24 protein-coding genes are annotated in these 26,547 nt (G+C 62.9%); 9 read left to right on the top strand and 15 right to left on the bottom strand.

Annotated features, from left to right (window positions below; translation table 11 throughout):
- The first annotated feature begins 51 nt into the window (after nt 1-51).
- Complete coding sequence (locus tag G7025_RS07915; protein ID WP_181077920.1) at nt 52-654, top strand: tRNA-(ms[2]io[6]A)-hydroxylase; 603 nt, start codon at nt 52-54, stop codon at nt 652-654.
- On the opposite strand, the gene G7025_RS07910 is transcribed toward G7025_RS07915, so the two are convergent.
- Entirely contained in the window at nt 610-1,809 is a 1,200-nt protein-coding gene (locus tag G7025_RS07910; RefSeq protein ID WP_181077918.1) for an MFS transporter, read from the bottom strand. The genes G7025_RS07915 and G7025_RS07910 overlap by 45 nt on opposite strands.
- A 162-nt stretch (nt 1,810-1,971) precedes the next feature.
- Here G7025_RS07910 and G7025_RS07905 point away from each other — a divergent pair, with 162 nt between their 5' ends.
- Both G7025_RS07905 and G7025_RS07900 read left to right on the top strand, forming a co-directional pair.
- Nucleotides 1,972-2,679: a winged helix-turn-helix domain-containing protein gene (locus G7025_RS07905; protein ID WP_181077916.1), complete on the top strand. Its 708-nt coding sequence runs from the start codon at nt 1,972-1,974 to the stop codon at nt 2,677-2,679.
- Entirely contained in the window at nt 2,680-3,957 is a 1,278-nt protein-coding gene (locus tag G7025_RS07900; protein WP_181077914.1) for an ATP-binding protein, read from the top strand.
- Between the two features lie 21 nt (nt 3,958-3,978).
- On the opposite strand, the gene ampC is transcribed toward G7025_RS07900, so the two are convergent.
- Nucleotides 3,979-5,121 (bottom strand): class C beta-lactamase, encoded by a 1,143-nt coding sequence (gene ampC, locus G7025_RS07895; protein WP_181077912.1) that lies wholly within the window; start codon nt 5,119-5,121, stop codon nt 3,979-3,981.
- 133 nt (nt 5,122-5,254) lie between these two features.
- Here ampC and G7025_RS07890 point away from each other — a divergent pair, with 133 nt between their 5' ends.
- Nucleotides 5,255-6,157, top strand: coding sequence for a LysR family transcriptional regulator (locus G7025_RS07890; protein ID WP_181077910.1), 903 nt, complete (start codon nt 5,255-5,257; stop codon nt 6,155-6,157).
- Nucleotides 6,158-6,218: 61 nt separating this feature from the next.
- Nucleotides 6,219-7,403 carry a DUF2252 domain-containing protein gene (locus G7025_RS07885; RefSeq protein ID WP_181077908.1) on the top strand — a complete coding sequence of 395 codons (1,185 nt, stop codon included), beginning with the start codon at nt 6,219-6,221 and terminating at the stop codon, nt 7,401-7,403.
- A gap of 95 nt (nt 7,404-7,498) precedes the next feature.
- Here G7025_RS07885 and yghX read toward each other — a convergent pair whose 3' ends face one another.
- From yghX to G7025_RS07870, 3 genes are all read right to left on the bottom strand, one after another.
- Nucleotides 7,499-8,386: a YghX family hydrolase gene (yghX, locus tag G7025_RS07880; RefSeq protein ID WP_181077906.1), complete on the bottom strand. Its 888-nt coding sequence runs from the start codon at nt 8,384-8,386 to the stop codon at nt 7,499-7,501.
- 44 nt (nt 8,387-8,430) lie between these two features.
- Nucleotides 8,431-8,925, bottom strand: coding sequence for a PaaI family thioesterase (locus tag G7025_RS07875; protein WP_181077904.1), 495 nt, complete (start codon nt 8,923-8,925; stop codon nt 8,431-8,433).
- 99 nt (nt 8,926-9,024) lie between these two features.
- Nucleotides 9,025-9,909, bottom strand: coding sequence for a DMT family transporter (locus tag G7025_RS07870; RefSeq protein ID WP_181077902.1), 885 nt, complete (start codon nt 9,907-9,909; stop codon nt 9,025-9,027).
- An 89-nt stretch (nt 9,910-9,998) separates the two neighbouring features.
- On the opposite strand from G7025_RS07870, the gene G7025_RS07865 reads away from it, so the two are divergent.
- Nucleotides 9,999-11,324 carry an aminotransferase-like domain-containing protein gene (locus G7025_RS07865; RefSeq protein ID WP_181077900.1) on the top strand — a complete coding sequence of 442 codons (1,326 nt, stop codon included), beginning with the start codon at nt 9,999-10,001 and terminating at the stop codon, nt 11,322-11,324.
- Nucleotides 11,325-11,346: 22 nt separating this feature from the next.
- Here G7025_RS07865 and G7025_RS07860 read toward each other — a convergent pair whose 3' ends face one another.
- The 3 genes from G7025_RS07860 to G7025_RS07850 all read right to left on the bottom strand — a co-directional run bounded on the left by G7025_RS07860 (nt 11,347) and on the right by G7025_RS07850 (nt 14,566).
- A complete protein-coding gene (locus G7025_RS07860) occupies nt 11,347-11,778 on the bottom strand; it encodes a nuclear transport factor 2 family protein (RefSeq protein WP_181077899.1) in 432 nt (143 codons plus the stop codon).
- 235 nt (nt 11,779-12,013) lie between these two features.
- Nucleotides 12,014-13,723 (bottom strand): amidase, encoded by a 1,710-nt coding sequence (locus G7025_RS07855; protein WP_181077898.1) that lies wholly within the window; start codon nt 13,721-13,723, stop codon nt 12,014-12,016.
- A gap of 54 nt (nt 13,724-13,777) precedes the next feature.
- Nucleotides 13,778-14,566, bottom strand: a complete 789-nt coding sequence (locus G7025_RS07850; protein WP_181077897.1) for a helix-turn-helix domain-containing protein — start codon at nt 14,564-14,566, stop codon at nt 13,778-13,780.
- 83 nt (nt 14,567-14,649) lie between these two features.
- Between G7025_RS07850 and G7025_RS07845 the strand changes: the two genes are divergently transcribed.
- Nucleotides 14,650-14,964, top strand: a complete 315-nt coding sequence (locus tag G7025_RS07845; RefSeq protein ID WP_181077896.1) for a DUF2834 domain-containing protein — start codon at nt 14,650-14,652, stop codon at nt 14,962-14,964.
- A 59-nt stretch (nt 14,965-15,023) separates the two neighbouring features.
- Here G7025_RS07845 and G7025_RS07840 read toward each other — a convergent pair whose 3' ends face one another.
- Both G7025_RS07840 and G7025_RS07835 read right to left on the bottom strand, forming a co-directional pair.
- Nucleotides 15,024-16,184, bottom strand: a complete 1,161-nt coding sequence (locus tag G7025_RS07840) for a GGDEF domain-containing protein (protein ID WP_181077895.1) — start codon at nt 16,182-16,184, stop codon at nt 15,024-15,026.
- A gap of 106 nt (nt 16,185-16,290) precedes the next feature.
- The gene (locus G7025_RS07835; protein ID WP_181077894.1) at nt 16,291-17,502 is read right to left on the bottom strand and encodes an MFS transporter; all 1,212 of its coding nucleotides are present in this window, start codon (nt 17,500-17,502) and stop codon (nt 16,291-16,293) included.
- Between the two features lie 103 nt (nt 17,503-17,605).
- On the opposite strand from G7025_RS07835, the gene G7025_RS07830 reads away from it, so the two are divergent.
- On the top strand, nt 17,606-18,427 hold the full coding sequence (locus tag G7025_RS07830; protein ID WP_181077893.1) for an AraC family transcriptional regulator: 822 nt from the start codon (nt 17,606-17,608) through the stop codon (nt 18,425-18,427).
- Between the two features lie 9 nt (nt 18,428-18,436).
- Here the strand turns inward: G7025_RS07830 and G7025_RS07825 are convergent, their stop codons facing one another.
- From G7025_RS07825 to G7025_RS07815, 3 genes are all read right to left on the bottom strand, one after another.
- Complete coding sequence (locus G7025_RS07825; protein ID WP_181077892.1) at nt 18,437-20,989, bottom strand: bifunctional diguanylate cyclase/phosphodiesterase; 2,553 nt, start codon at nt 20,987-20,989, stop codon at nt 18,437-18,439.
- 74 nt (nt 20,990-21,063) lie between these two features.
- A complete protein-coding gene (locus tag G7025_RS07820) occupies nt 21,064-22,260 on the bottom strand; it encodes an MFS transporter (RefSeq protein WP_181077891.1) in 1,197 nt (398 codons plus the stop codon).
- Between the two features lie 64 nt (nt 22,261-22,324).
- Entirely contained in the window at nt 22,325-23,347 is a 1,023-nt protein-coding gene (locus tag G7025_RS07815; protein ID WP_181077890.1) for an alpha/beta hydrolase, read from the bottom strand.
- A gap of 166 nt (nt 23,348-23,513) precedes the next feature.
- Between G7025_RS07815 and G7025_RS07810 the strand changes: the two genes are divergently transcribed.
- Complete coding sequence (locus G7025_RS07810) at nt 23,514-24,413, top strand: AraC family transcriptional regulator (RefSeq protein ID WP_181077889.1); 900 nt, start codon at nt 23,514-23,516, stop codon at nt 24,411-24,413.
- On the opposite strand, the gene G7025_RS07805 is transcribed toward G7025_RS07810, so the two are convergent.
- Entirely contained in the window at nt 24,410-24,916 is a 507-nt protein-coding gene (locus tag G7025_RS07805) for a GAF domain-containing protein (RefSeq protein ID WP_181077888.1), read from the bottom strand. The two genes, G7025_RS07810 and G7025_RS07805, sit on opposite strands and share 4 nt — an antisense overlap.
- 51 nt (nt 24,917-24,967) lie before the next feature.
- Nucleotides 24,968-26,470: a glycine betaine/L-proline transporter ProP gene (proP, locus tag G7025_RS07800; RefSeq protein ID WP_181077887.1), complete on the bottom strand. Its 1,503-nt coding sequence runs from the start codon at nt 26,468-26,470 to the stop codon at nt 24,968-24,970.
- Nucleotides 26,471-26,547 lie beyond the last annotated feature (77 nt).

The following is a 26,547-nucleotide window of genomic DNA, read 5'->3' as shown; positions in this document are numbered from 1 at the left end:
GCGCGGTCGGTATAATCGCCCCCCTTTTGTGATCCTTTGCCCGTGAGCCCGATGAACCTGCCCGAAATCCACGAATTCCTCGGTTGCCGTACCCCTGACGCCTGGGTCCAGGCCGCGTTGGCCGATCAGGACACCCTGTTGATCGACCACAAGAACTGTGAATTCAAGGCCGCCAGCACCGCGCTTAGCCTCATGGCCAAGTACTACGCCCATGTCGACCTGATCAACATGATGTCGCGCCTGGCCCGGGAAGAACTCGTGCATCACGAGCAGGTCATGCGCCTGATGAAAAAGCGCAAAGTGGAACTGCGCCAACTGCACGCCGGGCGTTATGCCTCCGGACTGCGCAAAGTGGTGCGCAGTCATGAGCCGGTCAAGCTGGTGGACACTCTGGTGGTCGGCGCGTTTATCGAGGCGCGCAGTTGCGAGCGTTTCGAAGCGCTGGTGCCGCATTTGGACGAAGAACTCGGCAAGTTCTACTTTGGCCTGCTCAAAAGCGAAGCGCGGCATTTCCAGGGCTATTTGAAATTGGCCTACCAGTATGGCGACGCCAGGGACATTGCCCAGGTGATCGAGCGGGTAAGGGCGGCGGAGCAGGAACTGATCGAGTCACCCGACATCGAGTTCCGCTTTCACAGTGGCGTGCCAGCCTGACGCTACCGCGACGCCGATCAGCGCGGTGATCCCGGTCAGTAACAGGATCACCGTTTGCGTGCCGACAGGCGCGGCCAGCAGCGCAACCATCAAGCCCGCCAAGGGTTGGGCGAGGTTGTTGAGCAGGGTGATCACGCCTACGGTCTTGCCGAAGTCCTGCACCGGAATCACCCGCTGCCGGGTACTGCGCAGGTACACATTGAACATCTTGTCAAAGCCTGTGATCAGCAGGAAACCCAGGGTGTAGGCCCACACATCCGGGCTGATCGCCGTGATCAGCGCACCCACGGCAATCATTGAATAGCCCAGCCCGCCCATGAGCTTCATGGGCAATGCCGAGTGAGCCAGATAGAACAGAATCCCAATGGTGACCAGCGCCCCCGCAGCCTGGAGCAGGGCGTAGCTGTCCTTGCCGGCGCCGAACTGGCCGGTGACCATGGCCGCCGAGGTCGCCAGCGTTACGCCGACGATCAGGTTGACGCCGACCGCCAGGGTGATGATGCGCTTGAGTGCCGCCAGTCGACCTATGTGGCCGAAGGCGATGCGCAGCGGCTGCAGCCAGATATCGCCGTGCTGGGCATGGCTCGGTAGGTGGATTGTGGTGTGGCGCTGCCAGATCAACATGGCCAGATCGGCCACCACGAACAGCCCGGCCACGCCTGCCACCACCCACGGCCAGCTCCAGACTTGCAGCAGCAGCGCCGCCAGCAGCGGGCCGAGCACCAGGCCGCTCTGATCGGCAATCTGTGAATAGGACAGGGTCTTGGCGTAGCTGTACTGTGGGAAACCATGGGGCATCACCACTTCCCGCGCCATGATGCCCAGGGTCGTCAGCACCCCGCACAGTGCCGACAGGATCACCAGCCAATAAATGCCATCGAACAGCCCATACAACGCTACCGTCACTGCGCATACCAGTGCCCGGTAGACCTGGCTGATATGCAGGATGCGCACCGGTGAAAACTTATCGCACAACGCCCCGCACACCGGGAACGCCAGGTAGCGCGGCAGCGACTCGCAAAAAAACGCCAGGCCCGCCCAGGCCACGCTGCCGGTGGTCTGGAACACGATCAGGGGCACGATAAACAACAGAATCTGGTCCGCCAGCCGCGACACAAGCAGTGAGATGAAGAACGCCAGGTAATCCTTACGCATACAGCTCCCTGGGGTTGGCGTTAAAAACTGCGGGCTATTTGTTAAAAACTCTTAAAAACATGAAGCTTGACCTGTCGGGAGTTGGCCGACCACTCAAGTGGTGCAGCTTGCCATCTATAATGCCCGCTCTTCAATCAATCGCCGTTTGCACACTGAGAACCTATGGAAAACCTGGGGCTGGGCAAGGTTCTGCTGGTCGAGGACGACGAACGACTGGCAGGGCTGATCGCACATTTTTTGTCGCAGCATGGCTTTGACGTGCGAGTGGTGCACCGGGGCGACGAGGCCCTGGAAGCCTTTTTGGATTTCACCCCGAAGATGGTGGTGCTCGACCTGATGCTGCCGGGCCAGAGCGGCCTGCAGGTGTGCCGTGAAATCCGTCGCGTGTCGGACACACCGATTGTGATCCTCACCGCCAAGGAGGACGACCTGGACCATATCCTGGGCCTGGAGTCCGGCGCCGACGACTACGTGATCAAGCCGATCAAACCACCCGTGCTGCTTGCGCGCCTGCGTGCGCTGCAACGCAGGCAGGCGCCCGAGCCCACGGTACGTGGCGCGCTGGCGTTCGGCCGGTTGGCCATCGACCGCAGTTGCCGGGTGGTCAGCCTGGGCGACGAGCGCATCGACCTGACCACCATGGAGTTCGAACTGCTCTGGCTGCTGGCCAGCAACGCCGGCAGCATCCTGTCGCGCGATGACATTCTCAACCGCATGCGCGGTATCGCCTTCGACGGGCTCAACCGCAGCGTCGACGTGTACATCAGCAAGCTGCGCGCCAAGCTCAACGACAACCCTCGCGAACCGGTCTGCATCAAGACCATCTGGGGCAAGGGCTACCTGTTCAATCCGTTTGCGTGGGAGGTCTAGGTGCTGCGACTTTACCTGCGTCTGTATCTGATCCTGGCGTTGGGGCTGGCGGGCGCGATCTGGCTGGTCAACTACACCTTCGACGAGTTGCTGCCCGAGGCCAACGAAACCTACAACCGCGAGGCCCTGCGTGGCCCGGCTTACGGCCTGGTGGAACAATTGCGGCCGCTGCCCGTTACACAGCGCCAGGCTCGGCTTGCTGAGCTGCAACCTTATTACGGGCTGCGTCTGCAACTGGTGCTCAAGGATGCTCAGGCACTGACGGCTCGCGAGCAAGCGCTGCTGGCCGAGGGGCGGCTGGTGGTACGTGGCGACTTTATGGAGTTCCTCGCCGATATTGACGGTGGCCCGCAATTGCTGGAGATCAAGCTGCCGGAAGAGCCTAAATGGCTGTATATGTGGGCCTATGGGTTTCTCGGCGTGTGCCTGGCCGTTGTCCTGTATTTTTGGGTGCGCCCGCATTGGCGCGACCTGGAGCACATCCGCCTGGCCGCCCAACGCTTTGGTGATAACGACCTCGGCTCACGTATCCTGCTGCCGCGACGTTCCACCGTGCGCGAGCTGGCCGGCCACTTCAATCAGATGGCCGAGCGCATCGAAAGCCTGATCGCCAATCAGCGCGAACTCACCAACGCGGTATCCCATGAACTGCGCACGCCGATCGCGCGGCTGTCGTTCGAACTCGACCAGCTCAAGCAACAGGCCGACCCACGCCAGCGCGGCGAGCTGATTGCCGACATGTACGCCGACCTGGGCGAGCTGGAAGAGATGGTCTCGGAGTTGCTCACCTACGCCAGCCTGGAGCGAGGCGCCACGCAGGTAACCCGCGAGCGCATCGAAGCCCACAGCTGGCTCGACAGCGTTATCGCCAGCGTGGCGCTGGAGGCCGAAGCGGCCGGCGTCCAGTTATCGCTGCGGGTGTGTGAGGTGGACTTTATCCAGATTGAGCCGCGCTTTATGGCTCGCGCTGTGATCAACCTGTTGCGCAACGCCATCCGTTACGCCGAGCGGCGGGTACAGGTGTCGCTGATCGCGTTCGGTAGCGGCTATGAAGTGCGTGTATGTGACGACGGCCCCGGCGTGCCCGAGGACGGCCGCGCGAAAATCTTCCAGCCGTTCATGCGCCTGGACGCCAGTCGCGACCGTCGCACCGGCGGCTTCGGCCTCGGCCTGGCCCTGGTGCAACGGGTGTCCCAGTGGCATGGCGGGCAGGTCGAAGTGCAGGATTCGGAATGGGGCGGGGCGTCGTTTCGCATGACCTGGGCGTACGCCGAATAACGGCTGTGGCGCCCGAGCCAGTTAGGGTGCCAGCGCGCTCAGGATCGCATGCGCCACCTTTACCCGCTCAGCGTTCGGGTAATTCCTGTTCGCCAGGATCACCACGCCTTTGTCCTGGGCTGGCACATACGCGACGTACGCGCCAAAACCGCCGGTGGAACCGGTCTTGTTGTACAGCGCATTGGCCGGTTGCGCGTGGGGCGTGGCAAACCAACCGACCGCGTGGGGTTGCATGGCCATCGGCGTGGAGTTGCCGTCGATCAGGGCCTGCAGCGCGATGGGGTAAGGGTAGTACTCCCAGCCCAGAGCCTGGGTCATGCCGTCTACTTGGTAATAACCGCTATGGGCGGTGGCGATGGCTTGTTGCAGCGGTTGCTCCAGGGTTTGCGGGTGCATGTTCGCGATGACGTAATGCGCCAGGTCACGGGCGGTGGTCTTGATGCCATAGGCTTCGCTGTCCAGCGCGCCAGGGGAAACGCGCACGGGCTTGTCCTGCTTGTCATAGCCCTGGGCGTAACGAGGTTTTTGCTCGTCTGGCACGTTTACGTAGGTGTTTTTCAGGCCTAGTTTGGGCAGCAGCGTCTGCTCCATGGCGACGTGGTAAGGCTGCCCCAGGCTTCGCGCGGCCAGATAGCCGAACAGGCCGATGCTCGGGTTGGAATACAACCGCTGCGTGCCGGGGGCGTAGGCGGGTGTCCAGTGCTGGAAGTAGCTGAGCATGTTGTCGGCATTGTCGGCCGCCTGGGGAATCTGCAACGGCAGGCCGCCCGCGGTGTAGGTCGCCAATTGCAGCAGGCTGATACGTTCTAGAGCGCTGCCCTTGAGAGCCGGCAGGTGCTGGGCGGCCGGGTCCGTGAGCTTAAGTTTGCCGGTAGCCTGGGCGTAGCCGCCAAGCGTGGCGGCGAAGGTTTTACTGACCGAACCCACTTCAAACAGCGTGTTTTCGGTCACGGGCTGTCGCGTGTCTCTGGAAGCGAGGCCGTAATTAAAGTATTGCACCTGGCCTTTGTGGATCACTGCCACCGAAAGACCGGTGATGCCTTGCTGCTGCATCAGCGGTTCGACGCTGGCGTTGACCACGGGGCGCAGGTCCGAATCGGCCAGACAGTGACCGGCGCTGAGCAGCAGGCTAGAGAGGGCGAGTGATCGTACGGAGTGACGCATGGTGGTTGGCTTCCCTAATAAGTGGTGCGATGACAATCAAGGCCTGCGCAGGCGCCGCAAATCTAGGTGGATTTCACTGACTCGACAAACGATGATATCTCGTCCCAGCCATTAGAAAAATTTGGGCTAGCTGATGTTGCGTTCCCATTTGCCCCTCAATGCCCTGCGCGCCTTCGAGGTTTCGGCTCGCCACCTGAGCTTCACCCGCGCCGCCATCGAGCTGTGCGTTACCCAGGCGGCGGTCAGCCATCAGGTAAAAAGCCTGGAAGCCCAACTCAATGTCACTTTGTTCAAGCGCCTGCCGCGCGGGCTCATGCTCACCCGCGAAGGCGAAACCCTGCTGCCGGTGCTGCGTGAATCCTTCGACCGCATCGCCCAGACCCTGGGGCAGTTCGAAGGCGGGCATTACCGCGAAGTGCTGACCGTGGGTGCGGTGGGCACCTTCGCGGTGGGCTGGCTGTTGCCGCGCCTTTCGGACTTTCAGGCACGTTACCCGCTGATCGACCTGCGCCTGTCCACCCACAACAACCGTGTCGATGTGGCTGCCGAAGGCCTGGATTACGCAGTACGTTTCGGCGCCGGTGCCTGGCATGGCACCGATGCCTGCCACGTGCTGGCGGCGCCGCTGACGGTGCTGTGCATCCCGGCGATCGCCGAGCACCTGCACGCGCCGCACGACCTGTTGAAGCACACGCTGCTGCGCTCCTACCGCGCCGATGAATGGAACCTGTGGTTTCACGCCGCTGGGTTGCCCGCCGATACCCTTGTGCCACGCAGTATCGTGTTCGACTCTTCGCTGGCGATGATGGATGCCGCGTTGCAGGGGATCGGGGTGGCGTTGGCACCGGCGGTGATGTTTGCGCGGCAATTGGAAAACGATCTGATTCGCCAGCCTTTCGACGTGGGCATTACCACCGGCAGCTATTGGTTGACGCGCCTGCAGTCCAGGGCCGAGACACCGGCGATGCTGGCGTTCAAGGGCTGGCTGCAAACCCAGGCCGGTGAAGACGAAGCTGTCCTTCTGCCATCTTCTTGAAACAAAATGAAACATTCTCGCTGGCTCGGCGATCTACTGTGGCCCCGACCTGAGGCTGTTCATGAAAATTCCGCGCCCCTCCGCCCGCATGCCGCACCTGACTCAACTGCGCAATCTGAAGATGGCGCGCTCGGCCCACGCCTATGTGCGGGGCAGCACCGTGCAATTCTACGAGTGGCTGCACAGCCTGCCCGGACGCCGCTTGCCCCATGGCCCGGCGATTTGGATCTGTGGCGACTGCCACGCCGGTAATCTGGGCCCGACCGGGGACACCGACGGCCGCATCGACATGCATATCCGCGACCTCGACCAAACGGTGATCGGCAACCCGGCCCATGACCTGGTGCGCCTGGCCCTGTCCCTGGCCACGGCCGCGCGTGGCTCGGACCTGCCAGGGGTGACCACCGCACGCATGCTCGAAGAAATGATGCAGGGTTACGAACAAGCCTTCAAAGACAAGCCGGACGAAGCCCCGCCACGCCCCTCCCAGGTCAAGGCCGGCATGCGCAGCGCGGTGGCGCGTACCTGGAAGCATTTGGCGCGTGAACGGATCGAGAGCGTGCGGCCGACGATCCCGCTGGGCAAACACTTCTGGTCGCTGTCGCGGGCGGAAAAAAGTGCGTTGGAAAACGTCTGCGCCTCGGATGACATTCAGCAGTTGGTCACCTCGCTCAAGGGGCGGCCCAAGGATGCCAAGGTCGAGTTGCTGGACTCGGCGTATTGGGTCAAGGGCTGCAGTTCCCTCGGGCTGCTGCGTTATGCAGTGTTGCTCGGTGTGGGTGACAAAGATGATCAGGAGTACTGCCTGATCGATATCAAGGAAGCCGTGGGCGCGGCGGCACCCCGTGCGTCCCGGGCGAAGATGCCACGAGACAATGGTCGCCGCGTGGTTGAGGGCGCGCGTCAGTTGTCGCCGGGATTGGGCGAACGCATGGTGGCGACGCGCTTTTTGGACCATGGTTTTTTTATCCGGGAACTGCTGCCCCAGGACATGAAGCTGGAACTGGACGAACTGAGCGAAACCGACGCCATGCACGCCGCCGGTTACCTGGCCCGCGTGGTCGGTATCGCCCACGCCCGACAGATGGACCGCGCCACCCGCAAGGCCTGGATGGCGGTCCTCCAGGAGAACCGCACCCGGCAACTGGACGCGCCGTCGTGGTTATGGACCAGCGTGGTGCAACTGGTAGGCAGCCATGAGCAAGGCTACCTCAACCACTGCCGGCGATATGCCCTGGAACACTGACCCTCAGCTTGCTGTTATGAGCAGGGCAAGCCTGCTCACTGCAAGAAGCGTTTTATGTTCCAGCTCCAGGCGGGCAACCCCGCTCACAGTCGCTCTCACGCCAGGTATTTGCGAAACCACCCCAATGTGCGCTCCCACGCCAGGTTCGCCGCCGCGTCGTCGTAACGCGGTGTCGAGTCGTTGTGAAAGCCATGGTTGGCGCCCTGGTAGATATACGCCTCATAGAGGGTTCCGGCCGCCTTCAACGCGTGTTCATAGGCCGGCCAGCCTTCGTTGATGCGCGTGTCCAGCTCGCCGAAGTGCAGCATGATCGGCGCCTTGATGCGTGCAACGTCCTTCGTGTCCGGTTGGCGCCCATAAAACGACACAGCAGCGCCCAGTTCGGGATAGGCCACCGCGGCCGCATTGGTTACCCCGCCGCCATAACAGAAACCGGTGATACCGACCTTACCGTTGCCGCTGTCGTGCTTCATCAGCCATTCGATGGCCGCGAAGAAATCGTTCATCAGTTTGGTCGGGTCGACTTGCTCTTGCAGCGCCTTGCCTTTTTCATCATTGCCGGGGTAACCGCCGACCGAGGTCAGGCCGTCCGGCGCCAGGGCGATGAATCCGGCCTTGGCCAGGCGCCGCGCGACGTCTTCGATATAGGGGTTCAAACCGCGATTTTCATGCACCACCACCACCGCCGGCAGCTTGCCGCTGGCATGTGTCGGGCGCACCAGATAGCCGCGTACTGTGCCGTGGCCCTGAGGCGAGGGGTAGGTGATGTAGTCGGCGACGATGGCAGGGTCGGTGAATTTCACCTGTTCGGCCAGGGCATAGTCGGGGCTCAGCGCCGCCAGCAACGCCGACGCGGTCAGCCCGCCGAAAGTGAACAGCGCGGCGCGGTCGAGAAACTCGCGACGGTTGATCGTGCCATGGGCATAGCCGTCATAGAGTTCCAGCAGTTCGGGGGCGAAGTCTTTGGCGCTCAAGCGTTCCATCGATGCAGTCCTCGCTAAACGGTGGCAGTGAAAGGTACCCGGATTCAGTCGGTGCGACCGTGGGCAGCGGCGGCCAACTGGCCGGTATCGACACGCACAAATACCGAATCGCCGATGGCCGTGAGTACGCCGCCGGCGTACACCTCGCAGATCACCTGGGTTTTGCGCCCGACATCGCCCTCGACCCGCGCGCGTAAGGTCAGCGGTACGCCCATGGGGGTGGGCTTGATGAATTTGATGCCCAGGTTGCCGGTGACGCAGTCGATGCGCGGCTCGCTGCCGGGTTCGCGTTGTTCGGCCTGGTAGTGATAAGCCATGGCGGTCCAGTTGGAGTGGCAGTCCACCAGCATCGCGATCAGGCCGCCATACACCAAGTCCGGCCAGCCGCAGTAGCGGGCGTCCGGCTGGTGCTCGGCAATCACATGGACGCGGTCTTCATCCCAGCGGCTCTTGATGTGCAGGCCGTGGGGATTGCTGCTGCCGCAGCCGTAACAGACGCCTTCCGGCGCGGTGGTGTCCTGCAGTGAAGGGGCGTGCATGTCGCATCCTTTTATTCCGTGGCGATAACTCTGTTTAGCAGGACAAACGAGGAATGGGAATAAAACGCTGAGGTAATGATGCCGCCCAGAGACGGTGTATCACCGCGCAAAACGCCTGGCGCCCGCCACGCACGCGATCACCAGCAGCGTCACCAACAGCATGCCTGGGCTGACCTGTTCATGCAGCAGCCAAGCCGCCAGCGCCAGGCCGAAGAATGGTTGCAGTAACTGCAACTGGCCGACCGCGGCGATACCGCCCTGAGCGAGGCCGCGATACCAGAATACAAAGCCGAGCAACATGCTGAACAACGCCACGTAGCCCAGGCTCAGCCACGCCGGCAGGCTGATCGCGGTGACACTCGACGGCGCCAGCAGCAGGCTCAGTGGCGCCACTACCGGCAGCGCCACCACCAGCGCCCAACAGATCACCTGCCAACCGCCCAGGCTGCGCGACAGCGTGGCGCCCTCGGCGTATCCCAGGCCGCACACCAGCACCGCCAGTAGCATCAGCAGGTCACCGGCCGGGGCGGCGGTCAGGCCCTGCGCGAAGGCGTAGCCCACCACCAGCGCGCTGCCCAACAGTGAGAACAACCAAAATACCGGGCGCGGCCGCTCGCCACCGCGCCACACCGCAAACACCGCCGTGGCCAGCGGCAACAGCCCGATAAACACAATGGAATGGGCTGAGGTCACGTATTGCAGCGCCAGGGCAGTCAGCAGGGGAAAACCAATCACCACGCCCAGCGAAACGATGACCAGGGGCAGCCACTGTTGGCGTGTGGGGCGTTTTTCCTTGAACACCCACAGCAGCACTACCGCGAGCAGCGCGGCGAGGGTGGCGCGGATCACGGTCAGGAACACCGGGTCGAATTCCATTACCGCCAGGCGCGTGGCCGGCAGTGAACCGCTGAAAATCACCACGCCGATAAAACCGTTGATCCAGCCCTGTGCGCGGGTGTCCGGGGTGTCGAGCGTATGTTCCATGAGGTCTGCCTGAAAAAGAGAAGTTGCGTGGGCGTCATCCTAGGAGCGAGCATTGGCACAATCAAAAAATTGTCATGGATACACCTTGCATGCCACGAGCCCGTTACAAACTGCTGGTCGATCGCTTCGCCCAGGCAATTCGCTCAGGCGCGATGGCGCCCGGTACTCGGCTGCCCACGCACCGTCAGTTGGCCGCCGAACATGGCCTTGCGCTGGCCACCGCGAGCCGGGTGTACACCGAGCTGGAGGTCATGGGCCTGGTCAGTGGCGAAACCGGACGCGGTACGTTTGTGCGTGAAATCGCCTTGCCGCCGGGGCAGGGCAGCGGGCAGATGAACGTGGCGGCGGGGCTGCTCGACCTGAATTTCAACTACCCGTCGTTGCCTGGTCAGGCTGACCTGCTGCGCACGGCTTTGCGTCAGTTGGCGCTGTCGGGCGACCTGGAGGCATTGCTGCGTTACCAGCCGCACGCCGGCCGCGTGCACGAGCGCGCCGCTGTCGCTCGGCATTTGCTTAGCCGCGGATTATGCGTAACCGCCGACCAGGTGCTGGTGGTCAGCGGCGCGCAACATGGCCTGGCGGTGACGATGATGGCGCTGCTCAAGCCCGGCGATGTGATTGCTGTCGATGCGCTGACCTACTCGGGGTTCAAGGTGCTGGCCGACACGCTGCACCTGGAAATCCTGGCCCTGCCGGCCAACGCCCACGGCCCGGACCTGGACGCCCTGCAGGCGTTGTGTCGTCGCCGTCCGGTGCGCGCGGTGTACAGCATGCCGACGTTGCATAATCCACTTGGCTGGGTAATGGACCTGGCGCAGCGCGAGCGGTTGGTGCACATCGCCCAACAACACAATCTGATGATTATCGAGGACGCGGCCTACGCGTTTCTCGCCGAGGACGCGCCGCCACCCGTGGCCAGGCTGGCGCCGGAGCGCACGGTGTATGTCGGCGGGTTATCCAAAAGTGTCGCCACTGGCCTGCGGGTAGGATTTGTCGCCGCGCCACCGGCCTGGGTCAAGGCGTTGGAGCGCAGCGTCATGGCGACCACCTGGAACGTGCCCGGCGTCATGAGCGCAATCGCCGTGGGTTGGCTCGAAGACGGCACCGTGGCACAGCTGGAAGCGCAAAAGCGCGAGGATGCGCGGGCGCGCCAGGCGTTGGCGGCCCAGGTGCTCAAGGGGCTGGCTTACACCGCTCATCCCTCTTCGTATTTCTTATGGCTGCCCCTGGCCGAAGATGCCCGCGCCGATCAGGTGGCGATGCAACTGCAGCGCCAGGGCGTGTCGGTGTCCACCGCCGAGCCGTTCGCGGTCTCGACCCATGTGCCGCATGCACTGCGCCTGGCCCTGGGGTCGGTGGACATGCCGGCACTGCGCGAAGCATTGCTCAAGGTGCGCAGTGCCGTGATGTGGTGAGCCGCGCCGGCTCACCGGGGAATCAGAACTTGAAGGCCTGACGGCCGATCAGCAGCCAGTGGCCTTTGTGTTTCTGCCAGACCTGGAAGTTCTCGATATCGGTGGGCACCTCGACACCGCTGTTCACCGCCTGGGCGTGAAAGTGATTGCGCACCAGCGCGGTATCGCCGCTCAAGGTGATGGTCTGCTTCTGCATTTCCAGAGTCTTGAAGCCGCTGCGGCCGGTCTCGATGTCGGCGATGAATTCCTGCTTGTTCTGAATCTTGCCGCTGGAGTGGCCGTAGGTCAGCTTTTCGGCGGTGAGGGCCTGTAACTGATTGATGTCCTTGTGCAGCATGGCTTGGGTCAGGTGGTCGACGGCTTGGGCGACGTCCTTGTCATCGGCGGCGGGGGCGGCAGCGACATAGCCGCTGAACAGGCACAGAAAACCGATCAGCACTTTCATATTCTGCATGGGGCGTTCCTTATTGTTGTTGAGAGAGACGACATTCGATGTCGTCGTACAACCATGCAATATTTTGAAAGGGTAAGGAAATTAAATTTTGAAATATCCCTGAATATAAGGCGCTTCGTGTTCGATTTAACTGGTATGACGTCCTAATACAGTGCATGGGGACGTACGGCTTCCTGTCGAACTGGCGCATCGCTATGCTCGTTGCCTCCCCCTGGCCGAGAATCAGATGGACACGTTAGTGTGCGTTCAGTGGCGGCGTGCGCGGTGGGATCAGGCGTTTGCTGCCGGTGGCTTCGTACGCCGAGGCGTAGCGCAGCAACGCCGAGTCATCGTATGCCCGACCGGCAAACGTCAGCCCCACCGGCATGCCGATATCCGCCATCACGCCCATCGGTACGGTGACGGTAGGCACGCCCAGGTGGCGGATGGCGAGGTTGCCGTTGGCCACCCAGATGCCGTTGCTCCAGGCGATGTCGGCACTGGCTTCGTTGATATCCGCATCCGCCGGGCCAACGTCGGCCACGGTGGGGAACAGCACCGCGTCGAGGCCGAGGCTGTCCATCCAGTCTTCCAGGTCGATGCGTCGGGTCTGTTCCAGGCCCCGAAGGCCGTCGGGGACGCTGGCGATTTCATTCCACGGCGTGATACCGCGCTGGGCCATGCGCACGTACTCGTCCATGCCGGCCGCGAGGTCGTCTTCGCGGTTGGGCAGGGTGCCGGGGTCGTGGGGGAAAATCTGCGGGCCGTCGACGTCCGCCAGGCGGTTGAGGGCCGGGTCGTTATTGGCGCGCAGGAAATCGTCGAAGGCCCATGCGGAAAGCTCCCACAATTCATCGTGCAGGAACTGCTTGGACACCAGGCCACGGGTAAACACCGTCGGTGCGCCCGGGCGGTCGCCTTCGCAGTTGGACACCAGCGGGAAATCCACCTCGACCACTTCCGCGCCGGCAGCTTCCAACGCCTGGCGCGCGGCCTGCCACAGGTCAATCACGCTCGCGCGGGTGTGGATCTTCTGCCCGGTCGGGCCACCGATACCGGGTTTTTCGCTGGTGCCGGCCTCAGGGTCGGCATTGATATACATACGTGGCACGCCGAAGCGTTTACCCGCCAGGGTTGTGCTGTCGACAGCCAGTTCAGCATAGGAAGCAGGGCGCACCGAGGTAACGCTGGGGATCGGCACCCAGGGTTGCAGGCGCCACAGGTCGCCACGGGTGTCGGGGTCTTCGGCGACCACCACGTCGAGCACTTCCAGCAGGTCGGCCATGGTGCGTGCAAACGGCACCACCACGTCCATGGTCGGGGTCAACGGCCAGTTGCCGCGCACCGAAATCACCCCGCGTGACGGCGTGTAGGCACATAGACCGTTGTTGGAGGCCGGGCCACGGCCGCTGGACCAGGTTTCTTCAGCCAGGCCGAACGCGGCGAAACTGGCCGCCGTCGCGGTACCGGCACCGTTGGACGAGCCGGAGGCGAACGGCGCGGTCAGGTAATCGGCGTTGTAGGGGCTCTCGGCACGGCCGTACACGCCGCGCTGCATACCGCCATTGGCCATCGGCGGCATATTGGTCTTGCCCAGGCAGATCGCACCACCGGCGCGCAGGCGTTCGATGGTGAACGCGTCACGACAGGCCATCAGCTTGGCGAACGCCGGGCTGCCGGAGGCCGCTGTGAGGCCTTTGACCAGGTAACTGTCCTTGGCCGTGTAAGGAATGCCATCCAATGGCCCAAGGGTCTCACCCTTGGCTCGCCGCGCATCGGACGCCCGCGCTTCTTCCAGCGCCTGGGGATTGCGCACCACCACGGCGTTCAGCGCGGTGGCCGTTTGCGGACCGTCATAGGCATCGATCCGCGCCAGGTAGGCCTTGACCAGTTCAACGGCAGTGGTCTGGCCGGATTCAAGCGCCGCGCGCAGCTGGGCAATGGAAACTTCAGTAACTTGCATCACGTTTTTTCGCCGCCTTCAGAGGGGAGGTATGGCGGCAGTCTACGGACAGATATTTCACAAAACCAGCGCGCAATAGTCCGCATAGGCACCGCGCATTACTTCCCACGTGTGCGCATCGGCGGGGATCAGGTGTTCGATGCGCAAGGAGGTGAGGGTGATGTCCTGGGGCATGCCGAAGGTGGTGAAGGTCGATAGGAAGCTCAACTCGCCCCGGCGCGAACGGACGCGCGTCAGCACCAGCGGCGGCATAGACGCTGGCAATTCGGTGACGTCCGGCGCCGGCAAGCCGGCCAACAGCGTGGCCAACTCGGGGTTACCCAACGCTTCGCGGCTGGCGCGTTGCCAAGCCACGCTGCGGATTTCTTCGGCATTGATCAAGTGATCGCCCAGGCCGCCCGGCTGTAGCAGCGTGGCCATCAGGTTCAGGCCGTCAGTGGCTTGGGGCGCGATCCCGACCAGTTCAAACAACACCCCAGTGCTGGCATTGGCGGCCAGTACCTCCCAATGACTGCCCAGCAGGATCGCCGGCGCGGGGTTGTTGGCATGCAGCACATGGCTGACGGCTTCGCGAACCGCCGCCATGCCGGGCGCGGCGAGCGCAGTGGCGGTATAGCGCGGCGCGTAGCCGGCCGCCAGGAACACGCGGTTGCACTGCTCCAACGGTGCGTCCAGCGCGCTGAGCAGGTTATGCAGCGTGCCGGGGCTGGCCCTCGCGCGGCCGGTTTCGACGCAACTGAGATGGCGCTGGGACACACCGGTGACCAGCGCCAGTTCCAACTGGCTCAGCTTGGCGCGGCGGCGCAATTGGCGCAGTTGTGCGCCGGCAGTCGAAGGGGTGTCCATGGCCAATTCATGACCTCCTTGGTCATTGCGAGGAGCGTCACCTTATCACTAGGGTGATGCTCGATCACATCAAGGAGCAGACTATGCACAGACCTTTCATTGCCCTGGCCGCGTTGCTGGGGTTTTCCCTGTATACCCTTGTGACCCTGCTCACTGCCGAGCAATCGCTATTGGCTTTTGGCCGGCAACTGCTGTCACGCCCGGACACGGCGCAGGTGGTTATCGACCTGTACTTGATGGCAGTGCTGGCCTGCGTGTGGATGTATCGCGATACGCGTCGGCGCGGGCGGCCGATGGTGTCGGTGCTGCCGTACTGGTTGCTGACGGCGGTGTTCGTATCGGTGGGGCCGTTGTTGTATCTCGTGGTGAAGGGTTTTACCCCGCCAGCGCGCAGATAGCTCCGCTCTGGTAGATGCTGCTTGCGGTAGCGAATCGGCTCAGCACAACAGTCGGCGCCTCAAACGCCAGCCCCCGTCCCACTCACCAACTGAATCCGGTCACGCCCACCTCGCTTGGATTCATACAACGTGGCATCCCCCTGTTCGATCAACGCCGCCAGGCTGGCCGGCGGTTGGTCGAACAGCAGGGCGCCGATGCTCAGTGTCACCGGTTGCGGCGTGGTGAAGCGTTGGCAGGCCAGTTGTTGGAATTGCCCGCGTAGTTGATTGCCCAGTTCCACGATCCCCTGCGCACTGGTGGCATTGAGCAGGATGGCGAATTCGTCACCGCCCAGGCGCGCGGCCAAGGCGCCGTCGGGGGTGACGCTGCGGATCATTTCACTCAATGCGATCAGCAGGTGGTCACCGGCGCTGTGACCATGCAGGTCGTTGACGCTTTTGAAGTGATCGATGTCGATCAGCAGCAGTGCGCCCGGTTGTGCGGCCGACGCCTGGGCCAGCAGGCGTGGCGCGCGCAGGTTCAGGGCGCGGCGGTTGTAGAGCGCGGTGAGCGGGTCGCGGGCGGCGAGGCGGGCGATGTGCTGTTCGCGGCGATAGCGTTCCGAGCCGGTCATCGACAGCGCAATCAGCATGATCGCCATGGCGCCTTCCACCAGTGACACCTGGATGATTTCGCCCTTGAACGCCGCGAGGTCGATCAAGGTGCCGGGAACCACCGCCGACGCAGCCTTGGCCACGTAGAAAGCGCCATGAATCAATAAAACATAGCGCAGTTGCACCGCGCCGACGCTCAGGGATTTGCCATGGGGACGCAGCAGAGAACTGGCGCGCAACGTCGGCAACGCCACCAGCAGCGACTGCACCGCCAACATCGCCTTTGACCACGGCAGGTCGGCCGGCAGCATCAGCATGCCAAGCCAGACCGGCAGCATCAGTGCCCAAAGCGCTGACAAACGCACTTGGGTAAACCGCGCCACCCCGAGCAAAAACAGAAAATGTGCGCTCACCAGCAAACCGTTGGCGAACCAGATGCCGATCACCAGGTAGCCATTGATACGCAGCAGCGCCAGGGTCGAGCCGACGGTGATGGTGGCGAAACCGGCGCTCCAACAGAGCAAGGAGGGTTCGCGCACACTGCGCCATTCAATCAACAGGTAAAGTGCAGCCGCGGCCGCCAGGGCGACGGTCAGGGCCAGGATCGTGGGTGGGTCGAGCGTCATAGCGTGCAGAACTGCCTGGTGTGCGTTTAAACGCGAATTGTAAGCGCACACACAGGTTTTTCAGAACATAAACCGTAATGGCATACCGCCATCCGATGGCCGGCGGTCAAACCCCTTTAGTCGACGGCAGCAGCACCGTGAGTATCCCCACCAACGGCAGGAACGAACACAGCTTGTAGACATATTCGATGCCGTGGTTGTCCGCCAGCAGGCCGAGCAAGGCTGCGCCGATCCCGCTGAAGCCGAACATCAGGCCAAAGAAGATGCCGGCGATCATGCCGACATTGCCCGGCACCAGCTCCTGGGCGAACACCACGATGGCCGAGAACGCGGAGGCCAGGATAAAACCGATCACCACGCTGAGCACGGCGGTCCAGAACAGGTCGACATAGGGCAGCGCCAGGGTGAACGGCGCGGCGCCGAGGATCGAGAACCAGATGACTTTCTTGCGCCCGATGCGATCGCCGATCGGCCCGCCGAAGAACGTGCCCGCGGCCACTGCACCGAGGAACAGGAACAGGTACAGCTGGGAATTGGCCACCGACAGGTGGAATTTTTCGATCAGGTAGAAGGTGAAGTAGCTGGTCAGGCTGGACATGTAGAAGTACTTGGAAAATACCAGCACCGCGAGCACCACCAGGGCAAACGTCACGCGGCCCTTGGACAGGCCGTGGGTGGCCTGGCCGCCCTGCTTTAGCTTGAACAGGTTGAGGTGGTTGCGATACCAGCGGCTCAAGCCATACAACACGCCGATGGCGAACACCGCAAACAGGCCGAACCAGGCGATATGGTCCTGGCCGTAGGGGATGATAATCGCCGCCGCCAGCAGCGGGCCGAATGCGCTGCCGGTGTTGCCGCCGACCTGGAAGGTCGATTGCGCCAGGCCGTAGCGACCGCCGGAGGCCAGGCGCGCGACGCGCGAGGTTTCCGGGTGAAAGGTCGACGAGCCCACGCCCACCAGGCCGGCGGCGAGCAGGATCGCCGCGAAGCTGCCGACAAACGCCAGCAGCAGGATGCCGACCAACGTACAGACCATGCCGGCCGGCAGCAGCCACGGTTTGGGATGACGGTCGGTGTGATAGCCGATCCACGGCTGCAGCAGCGAAGCGGTGAGCTGGAAGGTGAGGGTGATCATGCCCACCTGGGTAAAGCTCAACCCATAGTTGGCCTTGAGCATCGGATAGATCGACGGCAGCACCGCCTGGATCAGGTCATTGATCAGGTGCGCCAGGGCGCAGGCGCCGATGACGCGCAGCACCAGCGGACTGGCTTGGGGTGGGCTCGGGGTGGCGACAGGTGAGGCGGTCAGGGTCGACATGCAGGCATTCCATACAAGGCAGCAAACGGTGTGGAGACGGGCAGCGATGCTATGAATCGCTGCTCTCTATCTGGACGCGGTGTTTATGCTAGATTCGGCGCAAATGCCTGTCTCGCGTAATTGGGGCGGCAATCATTGCAAAAAGGGCGAAATGATCAAATCACTGGACACATTCCTGCGCGAGATCGACGAGGGCGACTGGGCCGTGATCAGTTCGGCCACCGACTACCCGGAAAACTGGGTGATCCCCGACCACAGTCACGAGAAGCACCAACTGTTGTACGCCACCGAGGGTGTGATGGTGGTGCATTCGGCGCACAACCAGTGGACCGTGCCGCCCCATCGCGGTTTCTGGATGCCCAGCGGTCATGTTCATTCCCTGCGCTGCGTGGGCGCGTTGAAAATGCGCAGCGTGTTCGTGCGTCCCGAAAGTTTCCCGAATTTGCCGAGCGAGACCAAGGCGGTGAGCATTTCGCCGCTGCTGAGCGAGCTGATCAAGGCATCGGTCAGCCTCAAGCCGCCGTACGCAGAAGACTCGCGGGACGCGCGCATCATGCACTTGATCCTGGATGAGCTGGCGTTGTTACCGGCCTTGCCACTGTCGCTGCCGCAGCCGGCCGACCCGCGTATCCGGCAGATCTGCGAGGCCTGGCAGCACGATCCCGGTGATGCCTCCACCGTCGCCCACTGGAGCGCGCGGCTGGCGCTGGACCAGAAAACCATCCAGCGTCTGTTCCGCAAAGACACCGGTATGACCTTCGGGCAGTGGCGCCAGCAGGCGCGCCTGTTACTGGCATTGGAGCGCATTGCGCTGGGCGAGAAAATCATCGACGTGGCGCTGACGCTGGGCTACGACAGCCCCAGCGCCTTCACCAGCATGTTCAAGAAACAGTTCGGCAAAACGCCGAGTCAGTTTTTTACCTAAGCCGTCGCGTCAGCCCAGCAACCCATGGAACGCAGTGATGTCCAGCGGGCGGCTCAGGAAATAGCCCTGGCCCTCGTCACAGGCCACCGACTTGAGCATCGCCAAGTGTTCGGCGGTCTCGATGCCTTCGGCGGTTACCGTCAGCGACAGTGCGCGACCCAGGCCGACGATGGCCTGGATAATAGCCTTGTCATCCTCGCTTTCTTCCAGGCGATTGAGAAAGCTGCGGTCGATCTTCAGGCCGTCGAACGGAAACGCGCGCAGGTAGCTCAGCGATGAATAGCCGGTGCCGAAATCGTCCATGGCGATGCGCACCCCAAGCTGCTTGAGGGCATGCATCACTTCCAGCGCGCCGGGAGCGTCTTCGAGCATCACGCTTTCGGTGATTTCCAGCTCGACCCGCGCCGGATCAATGCCCGAGGCCTGCAACGCCTGCTGCACGCGCTCCACCAGATTGCCGCGCTTGAACTCGGTGGGCGACAGGTTCACCGACACAAACAGCAGGTCCGGCCAGCGCGCCGCATAAGCACAGGCCGTTTCCAGGACCCAGTCGCTCAGCGCCAGGATCAGCCCGGACTCTTCGGCAATCGGAATAAATGTGTCCGGCGCGATCAGCCCACGCACCGGATGTTGCCAACGCACCAGTGCTTCGGCGCCGACCATTTGCCCGTCGGTGATGCGGTAACGCGGCTGGAAGTGCAGGCGCAGTTCGGCGTGCTTGATCGCGAAGCGCAGGTCGCTTTCCAGGCGGCGCCGCTCGATGATCCGCGCGTTCATTTCCCCGGAGTAGAAACGCCAGGTATTACGCCCCGCGGACTTGGCTTCATAGAGCGCAATGTCGGCATAGCGCAACAGCTCGGTTACGTTGCCGGCGTCATTGGGCGCCAGGGCGATACCGATGCTGGCGCTGATAAACACCTCCTGCTCGTCGATCCGCACGGCCTGCTCGATGGAGGCGATCAAGCGTCGACACAGGTTCTCGACCTCGTCCTGGGTGCCGGCATCGCTGAGGATCAACACAAACTCATCGCCGCCGACCCTGGCCACCAGGTCGCCGTGGCGTACACAATCGGCCAGGCGCCCGGAGACCTCGTTGAGCACCCGGTCGCCGGCGGCGTGACCGAGCAGGTCGTTGACCGGTTTGAAGCGGTCCAGGTCCAGGCTGAGCATCACCAGCGGACGGTCCGGAGATGGCAAGGTCTTGAGCTTGCCATTGAGGAATGCCTGCAGGCGCGTGCGGTTGGCCAGCCCGGTGAGCGCGTCATGCTGGGACAGGAACTCGATACGCCGGCGTGCCTCGACTTCTTCGGTGACGTCCGTCGCGGTGCCACGAAACCCCCCACAAGGCATTTCCCGCGCGGCCAGGCGGGTCATGCGCTCCTGGCCCTGGGCATCTACGTAGCGACATTGCAGGCTCAAGTCCGGACGGCGCTCGGGGTCGCCCAGCCATTGCGAGAGCAGGCCTGCCTCGGTGCCGAGCAGGTCAACCATGGCCGCGCCGATCCAGGCGTGGCGGTCCAGCCCGGTGACACTCTGGAAACGCTCCGACAGGTAAGTGAAGCGCCAGTGTGCGTCGATTTCCCAGACCCAGTCGGAGCTGGCCTCCACCACGTCGCGAAAACGCGCTTCGCTGGTGGCCAAGGCGTTCTGGCTGTTCTGCAGCGAGGCATGGCTGGCATCCAGGGCCAGGGCGTCCGCCGTGGCCCGGCGTGAAATCACCCAGGCCATCAGGCACACCAGCAATGCGGCCAGGCTCAGCAGCGGCAGGCCAATGCCTATAAGGCGCAGGCCGGGACGTTCGGGGTCCCAATGCAGGCTGCCGGCGTCGCCGTTTTCGCCCAGGGGCACCAGCAGCACATTGCCGATGTCATCGGGCGTGGCGATGTGCAGATTGTTCACGCCGAATTCACGGCCGATTAGCGCCAGCTTGTCGGCGGTGAGCAGGTCGACGAACACCAGCACCGAGGGCAGCCGGCCATCGACGGTGACCGTGGGATCGGTGCCTGGGGTGATGGCTGCGGCGGCCACCAGCGCGGGGCTGCCGCGTACGTTGATAAAACGCGTGACCGGAGCCTGGTCCTCGGCACCGGCGCGGGCCTGCTCAAGAATGCCGGTGATGGGCTGCCCCAGCCATTGGCTGAGTTCGACGCTCTGCATTTCGCCCTCGACCACGGCGTAGACCGTCTGGTCGGCCTCGTTGACCACAAACAGCCCCTGGAAGCCGAAATCCTTGAAGAGCGTCGGGCCGACGTTTTCACGCACGTAGGCCCATTCCGTGTCGACGGTGACGTGCAGATGCTTGTAGGCATCGCTCCAGAACGCGTAGTCCTTGACGGTCAAGCGCAGGGATTTTTCCAGCGACTGCATGGCTTTGCGCGTATAAAAAGCGCTTTCGACCTGCTCGGTGTGGTCCAGGTCGTGCGCGATGTACACCAGAGAATAAGCCGCTGCGATAAACACACACGCCAACAAGGCCATGAAATTGAGCAGTGAGGTGCGGGTCAGCGAAAGGCTGGTGCGGGTGGAGAGGGTACGGACGATAGGAGCGAGAGTATTTGGCATTATTTCCCGCAGGGCGTCGCTGCAAGTCATGGATATGACAGTTTATCGGCGCTCCCTCAGAAATATTTAGCAACTCAGGCGAGACTGCCTTCGGCGTTATGGCCGCAGGCGCGCCGGCTGACGCGGGCCGTGGCCCAGGCCAGGATCGCCGCCACGCACAGGACCGCCGCGCTCAGTTCGAACGTAGCCTGATAGCCCAGCAGATCGAACACCGCGCCGCCCAGCATAGCCCCGGCCGCAATGGCCAATTGAATGATCGCCACCATCAGGCCGCCGCCGGCTTCGGCGGCGTCGGGCAGGGTGCGGGCCAGCCAGGTCCACCAACCCACCGGCGCGGCGGTGGCCACCAGCCCCCAGAGCCCCAGCAACAGTGTGGTGATGACGGCTGAACCGCCAAAGCTCACCAAGGCGAGGGCGATCACGGCCATCGCCAGGGGAATCAAGGTCAAGGTGCGATACAGGTTGCGTTGCACAAAGCGTTCGATCAGCAGCGTGCCCGCCAGCCCTGCAACGCCCAGCACCAGCAGAATCAACGAGAGCAGCGTCACGCTGACGTGGGTCACGTCTTCCAGAAACGGGCGCAGGTAGGTGAACAACATGAACTGGCCCATGAAAAATGCGCTCACGGCGAGCATGCCCAGGGCCACCGGCGTGCGCTTGAGCAACGCAAAAACGTTGCCGGTGCCGGCCCGTCGCGGTGACGTGATCGATGGCAGGCTCACCCATAACCACACCAACGCCAGCACCGCCACCGGCACCACGCAGAAAAACGCTCCGCGCCAACCGATGATGCCGCCGAGAAAACTGCCCAGCGGCGCCGCGATCACTGTCGCCAAGGCGTTGCCACCATTGACCAGCGCCAAGGCACGCGGCACCTGGGCCTCGGGCACCAGGCGCATGGCAGTGGCCGCCGATAACGACCAGAAACCACCGATCGCCACGCCGATCAGCGCGCGGCCAAGCATGAACACCTGAAAGCTGGGCGCCATCGCCACTACCGTGCCGGACACGATCATCAGCGCGGTCAAGCCCAGCAGCAGGCGCTTGCGGTCCATCCGCGCGGCGACCGCGGCGATCATCAGGCTGGTGAGCAGGGCGAACAGCCCGGACACCGATATGCCCTGGCCGGCCTGGCCCTGGCTGATATGCAGGTCCGTGGCCAGCGGCGTGAGCAGGCTCACCGGCATGAATTCCGAGGCGACCAAAGTGAAAGCGGCAAGCGCCATCGCGAATACGGCGCCCCAACGCGGGGAATGCGGGGTAGCGTTCATGAACATGAATCCTGTAGAGCGCAAACGGCGGCAGCCCGGTGATCCAGGCCACCGCGCTCGTCGGTTATTGCAATTGGCGCTTGAAGAAGGCGCCGAGCTTGGCGAAGGGAATCAGGTTGACCCGGTCGTAAAGGTCTACATGGCCGGCCCCTGGGATAATCAGCAGTTCCTTGGGTTCGGCGGCGCGCTGGTAGGCGTCCTCGCTGAATTCCAGGGAGTGTGCGTCGGCACCTGCGATCAACAGCAATGGGCGCGGGGACAGCGTCTCGATGTCATTGAACGGATAGAAGTTCATGAACTTCACATTGCTGGTCAACGTCGGCCGCGTGGTGGTCTGGGCCGAGGCGCCGTCGGGCGTGACCTGGCCACGCGGGGTGCGGTAGAAGTCGTAGAACTCGTCACCCACGGCGTCCCCGGTCAGGGTCAGCGGCGTGCCGCCGGTGTAGGCGGTCTCGCCACCCTGGAACTCCACATAGCGCTGGTTGGCCGCCTGCAGCAGGACCTTGCGCCGTTGCTCCAGGGTCATGCCGTGCTTGAGACCGTTGCGGTTGGCCGCGCCCATGTCGTACATGCTGACCGTGGCGATGGCTTTGAAACGCGGGTCGATCTTGGCCGCCGCAATCGCGAAGCTGCCGCTGCCGCAGATACCGATCACGCCGATGCGTTCGCGGTCGACCATGGGCCGAGTGCCCAGGAAATCCACGGCGGCACTAAAATCCTCGACATACAGGTCAGGCAGCACGGCATTGCGCGGCTGGCCGGCGCTTTCGCCCCAGAACGAGAGGTCCAGGGACAGCGTGACAAAACCCTGTTCGGCCATTTTGGTGGCGTAGAGATTGGCGCTTTGTTCTTTGACCGCGCCCATGGGATGGCCGACCACCAGCGCGGCGCTTCGGGTGCCGGGGGCGAGGTGCTTGGGCACGAACAGATTGCCCGCCACCCGCAGGCCGTATTGGTTATTGAAAGAGACCTTTTCGACGGTCACTTGTGGGCTGGTGTAGAAGTTGTCGGCACCGTTGGACATATCGGCTCCCAGTGAAGAAAAAGACGTCACCAGCAAACCCAGAGCGAGCAAGAGGCGTTTCATCGGATGATCCTTGGAGGAAAGGGGTGTGCCTATTGTCCTCAAGACCTCCGGGCATCTGTAGTGCGTTACCCTGGATTACTTGCCTGATCCTCTGAGTCATGCGTGCCCACCGGGACAGTATCGCGGTGGCGCGCTACAGTGCACTGACCACAGCAGAGAGCCCCTTATGAACCTCCATCAAGCGCCCCTGGACGCGCTGATCCAGTCGATTGCCCGGCATGTGCCAAGCCCCGGCGACCGCCCGATGCCGATTCCAGGCCTGGGTTTCTATCGACGTGAATGGCCGCAGCCTCCCGTGGTGTGCATGGTCGAGCCATGCATCGTGCTGGTGGCGCAGGGCGAAAAGCAGTTGTGGGTCGGCGGCCATGGCTACGGCTATGACCCTGCGCGCTTCCTGCTGACGTCCCTGGATATTCCGGCCAATTCCGAGGTGGTGCGCGCCAGCGCCGAGCAGCCGTGCCTGGGCCTGACCTTCAAGCTCGACCTGCGCATGCTTGCGGAGTTGATCGCCCAGGGCGAGACGCCGCCCACCCGTGAGCGGGCCGCATTGACAGGCGTAGGTATCGGCACCGTCACCGGCGGCCTGCTCGATGGGTTCGTGCGTCTGGTGGCGTTGCTGGATGAACCCGCCGCTATCCCGGTGCTCGCGCCGTTGATCCAGCGCGAGATCCATTATCGGCTCCTGCAGAGCGATCAGGCCGGTCGCCTGCGACGCATCTGTGCCGTGGACGGGCAGGGCTATCGCATCGCCAAAGCCATCGACTGGTTAAAGCTCAACTACGACGCGACGCTGCGTGTGGATGAGCTGGCGGCGCGCGTGCAGATGAGTGCGGCCACGTTCCACCATCACTTTCGCCAGCTGACGGCGATGAGCCCGTTGCAGTATCAGAAATGGTTGCGCTTGAACGAGGCACGCCGGTTGATGCTCAACGAGCATCACGACGTTTCCAGCGCGGCCTTCAGGGTGGGCTATGAAAGCCCGTCGCAATTCAGCCGCGAATACAGTCGACTGTTCGGCTTGCCGCCCAAGCGCGATATCGCCGGGCTGCGCCGAGGCATCCACTAGCGCTCGTGGGCAGTGAGGTTGGCGAAGAAGATGCAGCCGATCAGGCGCGCGAACAGGCTCAGGGTTTCGGCGAGGTTGGGGTCGTCGAACAGCATCGCCTTGGAGTCCAGCGCGCACAGCGCACCGAACAGACGGCCGTCGGGCAGGAAAATCGGAGCACCGGCGTAGCTCTCGATGGCGTACTGCTTGACCACCGGACGCGTGGCGAAGCGGCCGTTCTGACTGACCTGGGGGATGAACAGGGTCTGCGGGTTGATGCAGAACTCACTGCACAGCGTGGTTTCCAGATCGAGCACGTCATCCGGATGGATGCCCATGTCGAAAGGGTCATGCACCGAGCACACCACCCATTCCAGGTCGGTGAATTTGGCGATGCCGGCAAAGCGCATGCCGGTCAGACGCGTGACGAGTTGCAGGATGCTGGTGGTGGCTTCGATTTCGGCGATGGCGGCGCGTTCTTCCGGGCTGAGCAATGACAGTGGTGCGGTGACGCTGGAAAGCATGCTGAACACTCCAAAGGCGCGGTGGTGGTGGCCACCGCGCACGGACAGGTCTTAGTTGATGCGAGGATGCTGTTGCACCAGGTTTTCACGCTTGGCTTCAAGCTCGGCGATCTCGGCGTCGATATCTTCGATCTTCTGCTCGATATTGTCATGGTGTTCTTGCAGCAGTTCCTTGGCTTCTTCCATGTCCGAGGCAGCCGGAGCCGCACCTCGCAGAGGGCGGTTGGCGGTTTCTTTCATCGTCAGGCCGGTGATCAGGCCGACCACCGCAAACGCCATCAGGTAGTAGGCGGGCATGTACAGGTCATTGGTGGTTTCCACCAGCCAGGCGACGGCGGTCGGGGTCAGGCCTGCGATCAGCACCGAGACGTTGAACGCGCTGGCCAGCGCGCTGTAGCGCAGGTGCGTGGGGAACATCGCCGGCAGCGTGGAAGCCATGACGCCGATAAAGAAGTTCAGCACGATGGCCAGGATCAACAGCCCCGCGAAGATCAGACCGATCTTGCCGCTGGTGATCAGCATAAAGGCCGGGATCGCCAGCAACAGCAGGCCGATACTACCGGCAATAATGAAGGGTTTGCGGCCGATCTTGTCACTGACAAATCCGATGAACGGTTGCACGAACAGCATGCCGACCATGATCGCGATGATGATCAGCACACCGCTGTTTTCTTTGTAATGCAGATTGTGGGACAGATAGCTCGGCATGTACGTGAGCAGCATGTAGTACGTCACGTTGGTCGCGGCCACGATGCCGATACACGTGAGCAGGCTGCGCCAGTGTTTGGTGGCGACTTCCTTGAACGAGACTTTCGGGCCGTGGGACAGGCCTTCGCGGTCGCCTTGTTCGAGGCTGTCCATGTGCTGCTGGAACGCCGGGGTTTCTTCCAGTGCGTGGCGCAGATACAGGCCAATCATGCCCAGAGGCAGGGCAAGGAAGAACGGCAGGCGCCAGCCCCAGGACTCGAACTGGGCTTCGCCGAGGATGCTGGAGATCAGCACCACCACACCGGCGCCGAGCACGAAGCCGGCGATGGAACCGAAGTCCAGCCAACTGCCGAGGAAGCCGCGCTTACGGTCCGGCGCGTATTCGGCGACGAAGATCGATGCGCCGGTGTATTCGCCGCCCACCGAGAAACCTTGCGCCATCTTGCACAGCAGCAACAGGATCGGCGCCCAGATGCCGATGCTGTCGTAGCCGGGGATGAGGCCGATGGCGAAGGTGCTCAGCGACATGATCACGATGGTCGCCGCCAGGACTTTCTGCCGCCCATACTTGTCGCCCAGGGCGCCGAAGAACAGGCCACCCAGCGGACGAATCAAAAACGGTACAGAGAAGGTGGCCAGCGCGGCGATCATTTGCACGCTGGGCGAAGCGTCCGGGAAAAACACCTTGCCCAGCACATAGGCGACAAACCCGTAGACGCCAAAGTCGAACCATTCCATGGCGTTACCCAGTGCAGCAGCGGTGATCGCCTTGCGCATCTTGGTGTCATCGACAATGGTGATGTCATTCAATCCGATGGGATTGACGCTTTTCTTACGTGATTTCATGCGGACCACTCTAAAACAGAACAGGGGAGGTGCTATCACTGCGATAGCACCGCTCTGTCACTTCAGATACAAGTGCA

It is taken from the genome of Pseudomonas lurida (genome assembly GCF_013522705.1).
In the GTDB taxonomy this organism is placed as follows: Bacteria; Pseudomonadota; Gammaproteobacteria; order Pseudomonadales; family Pseudomonadaceae; genus Aquipseudomonas; species Aquipseudomonas quebecensis.
This window is presented reverse-complemented; position numbering and strand designations above follow the sequence as displayed.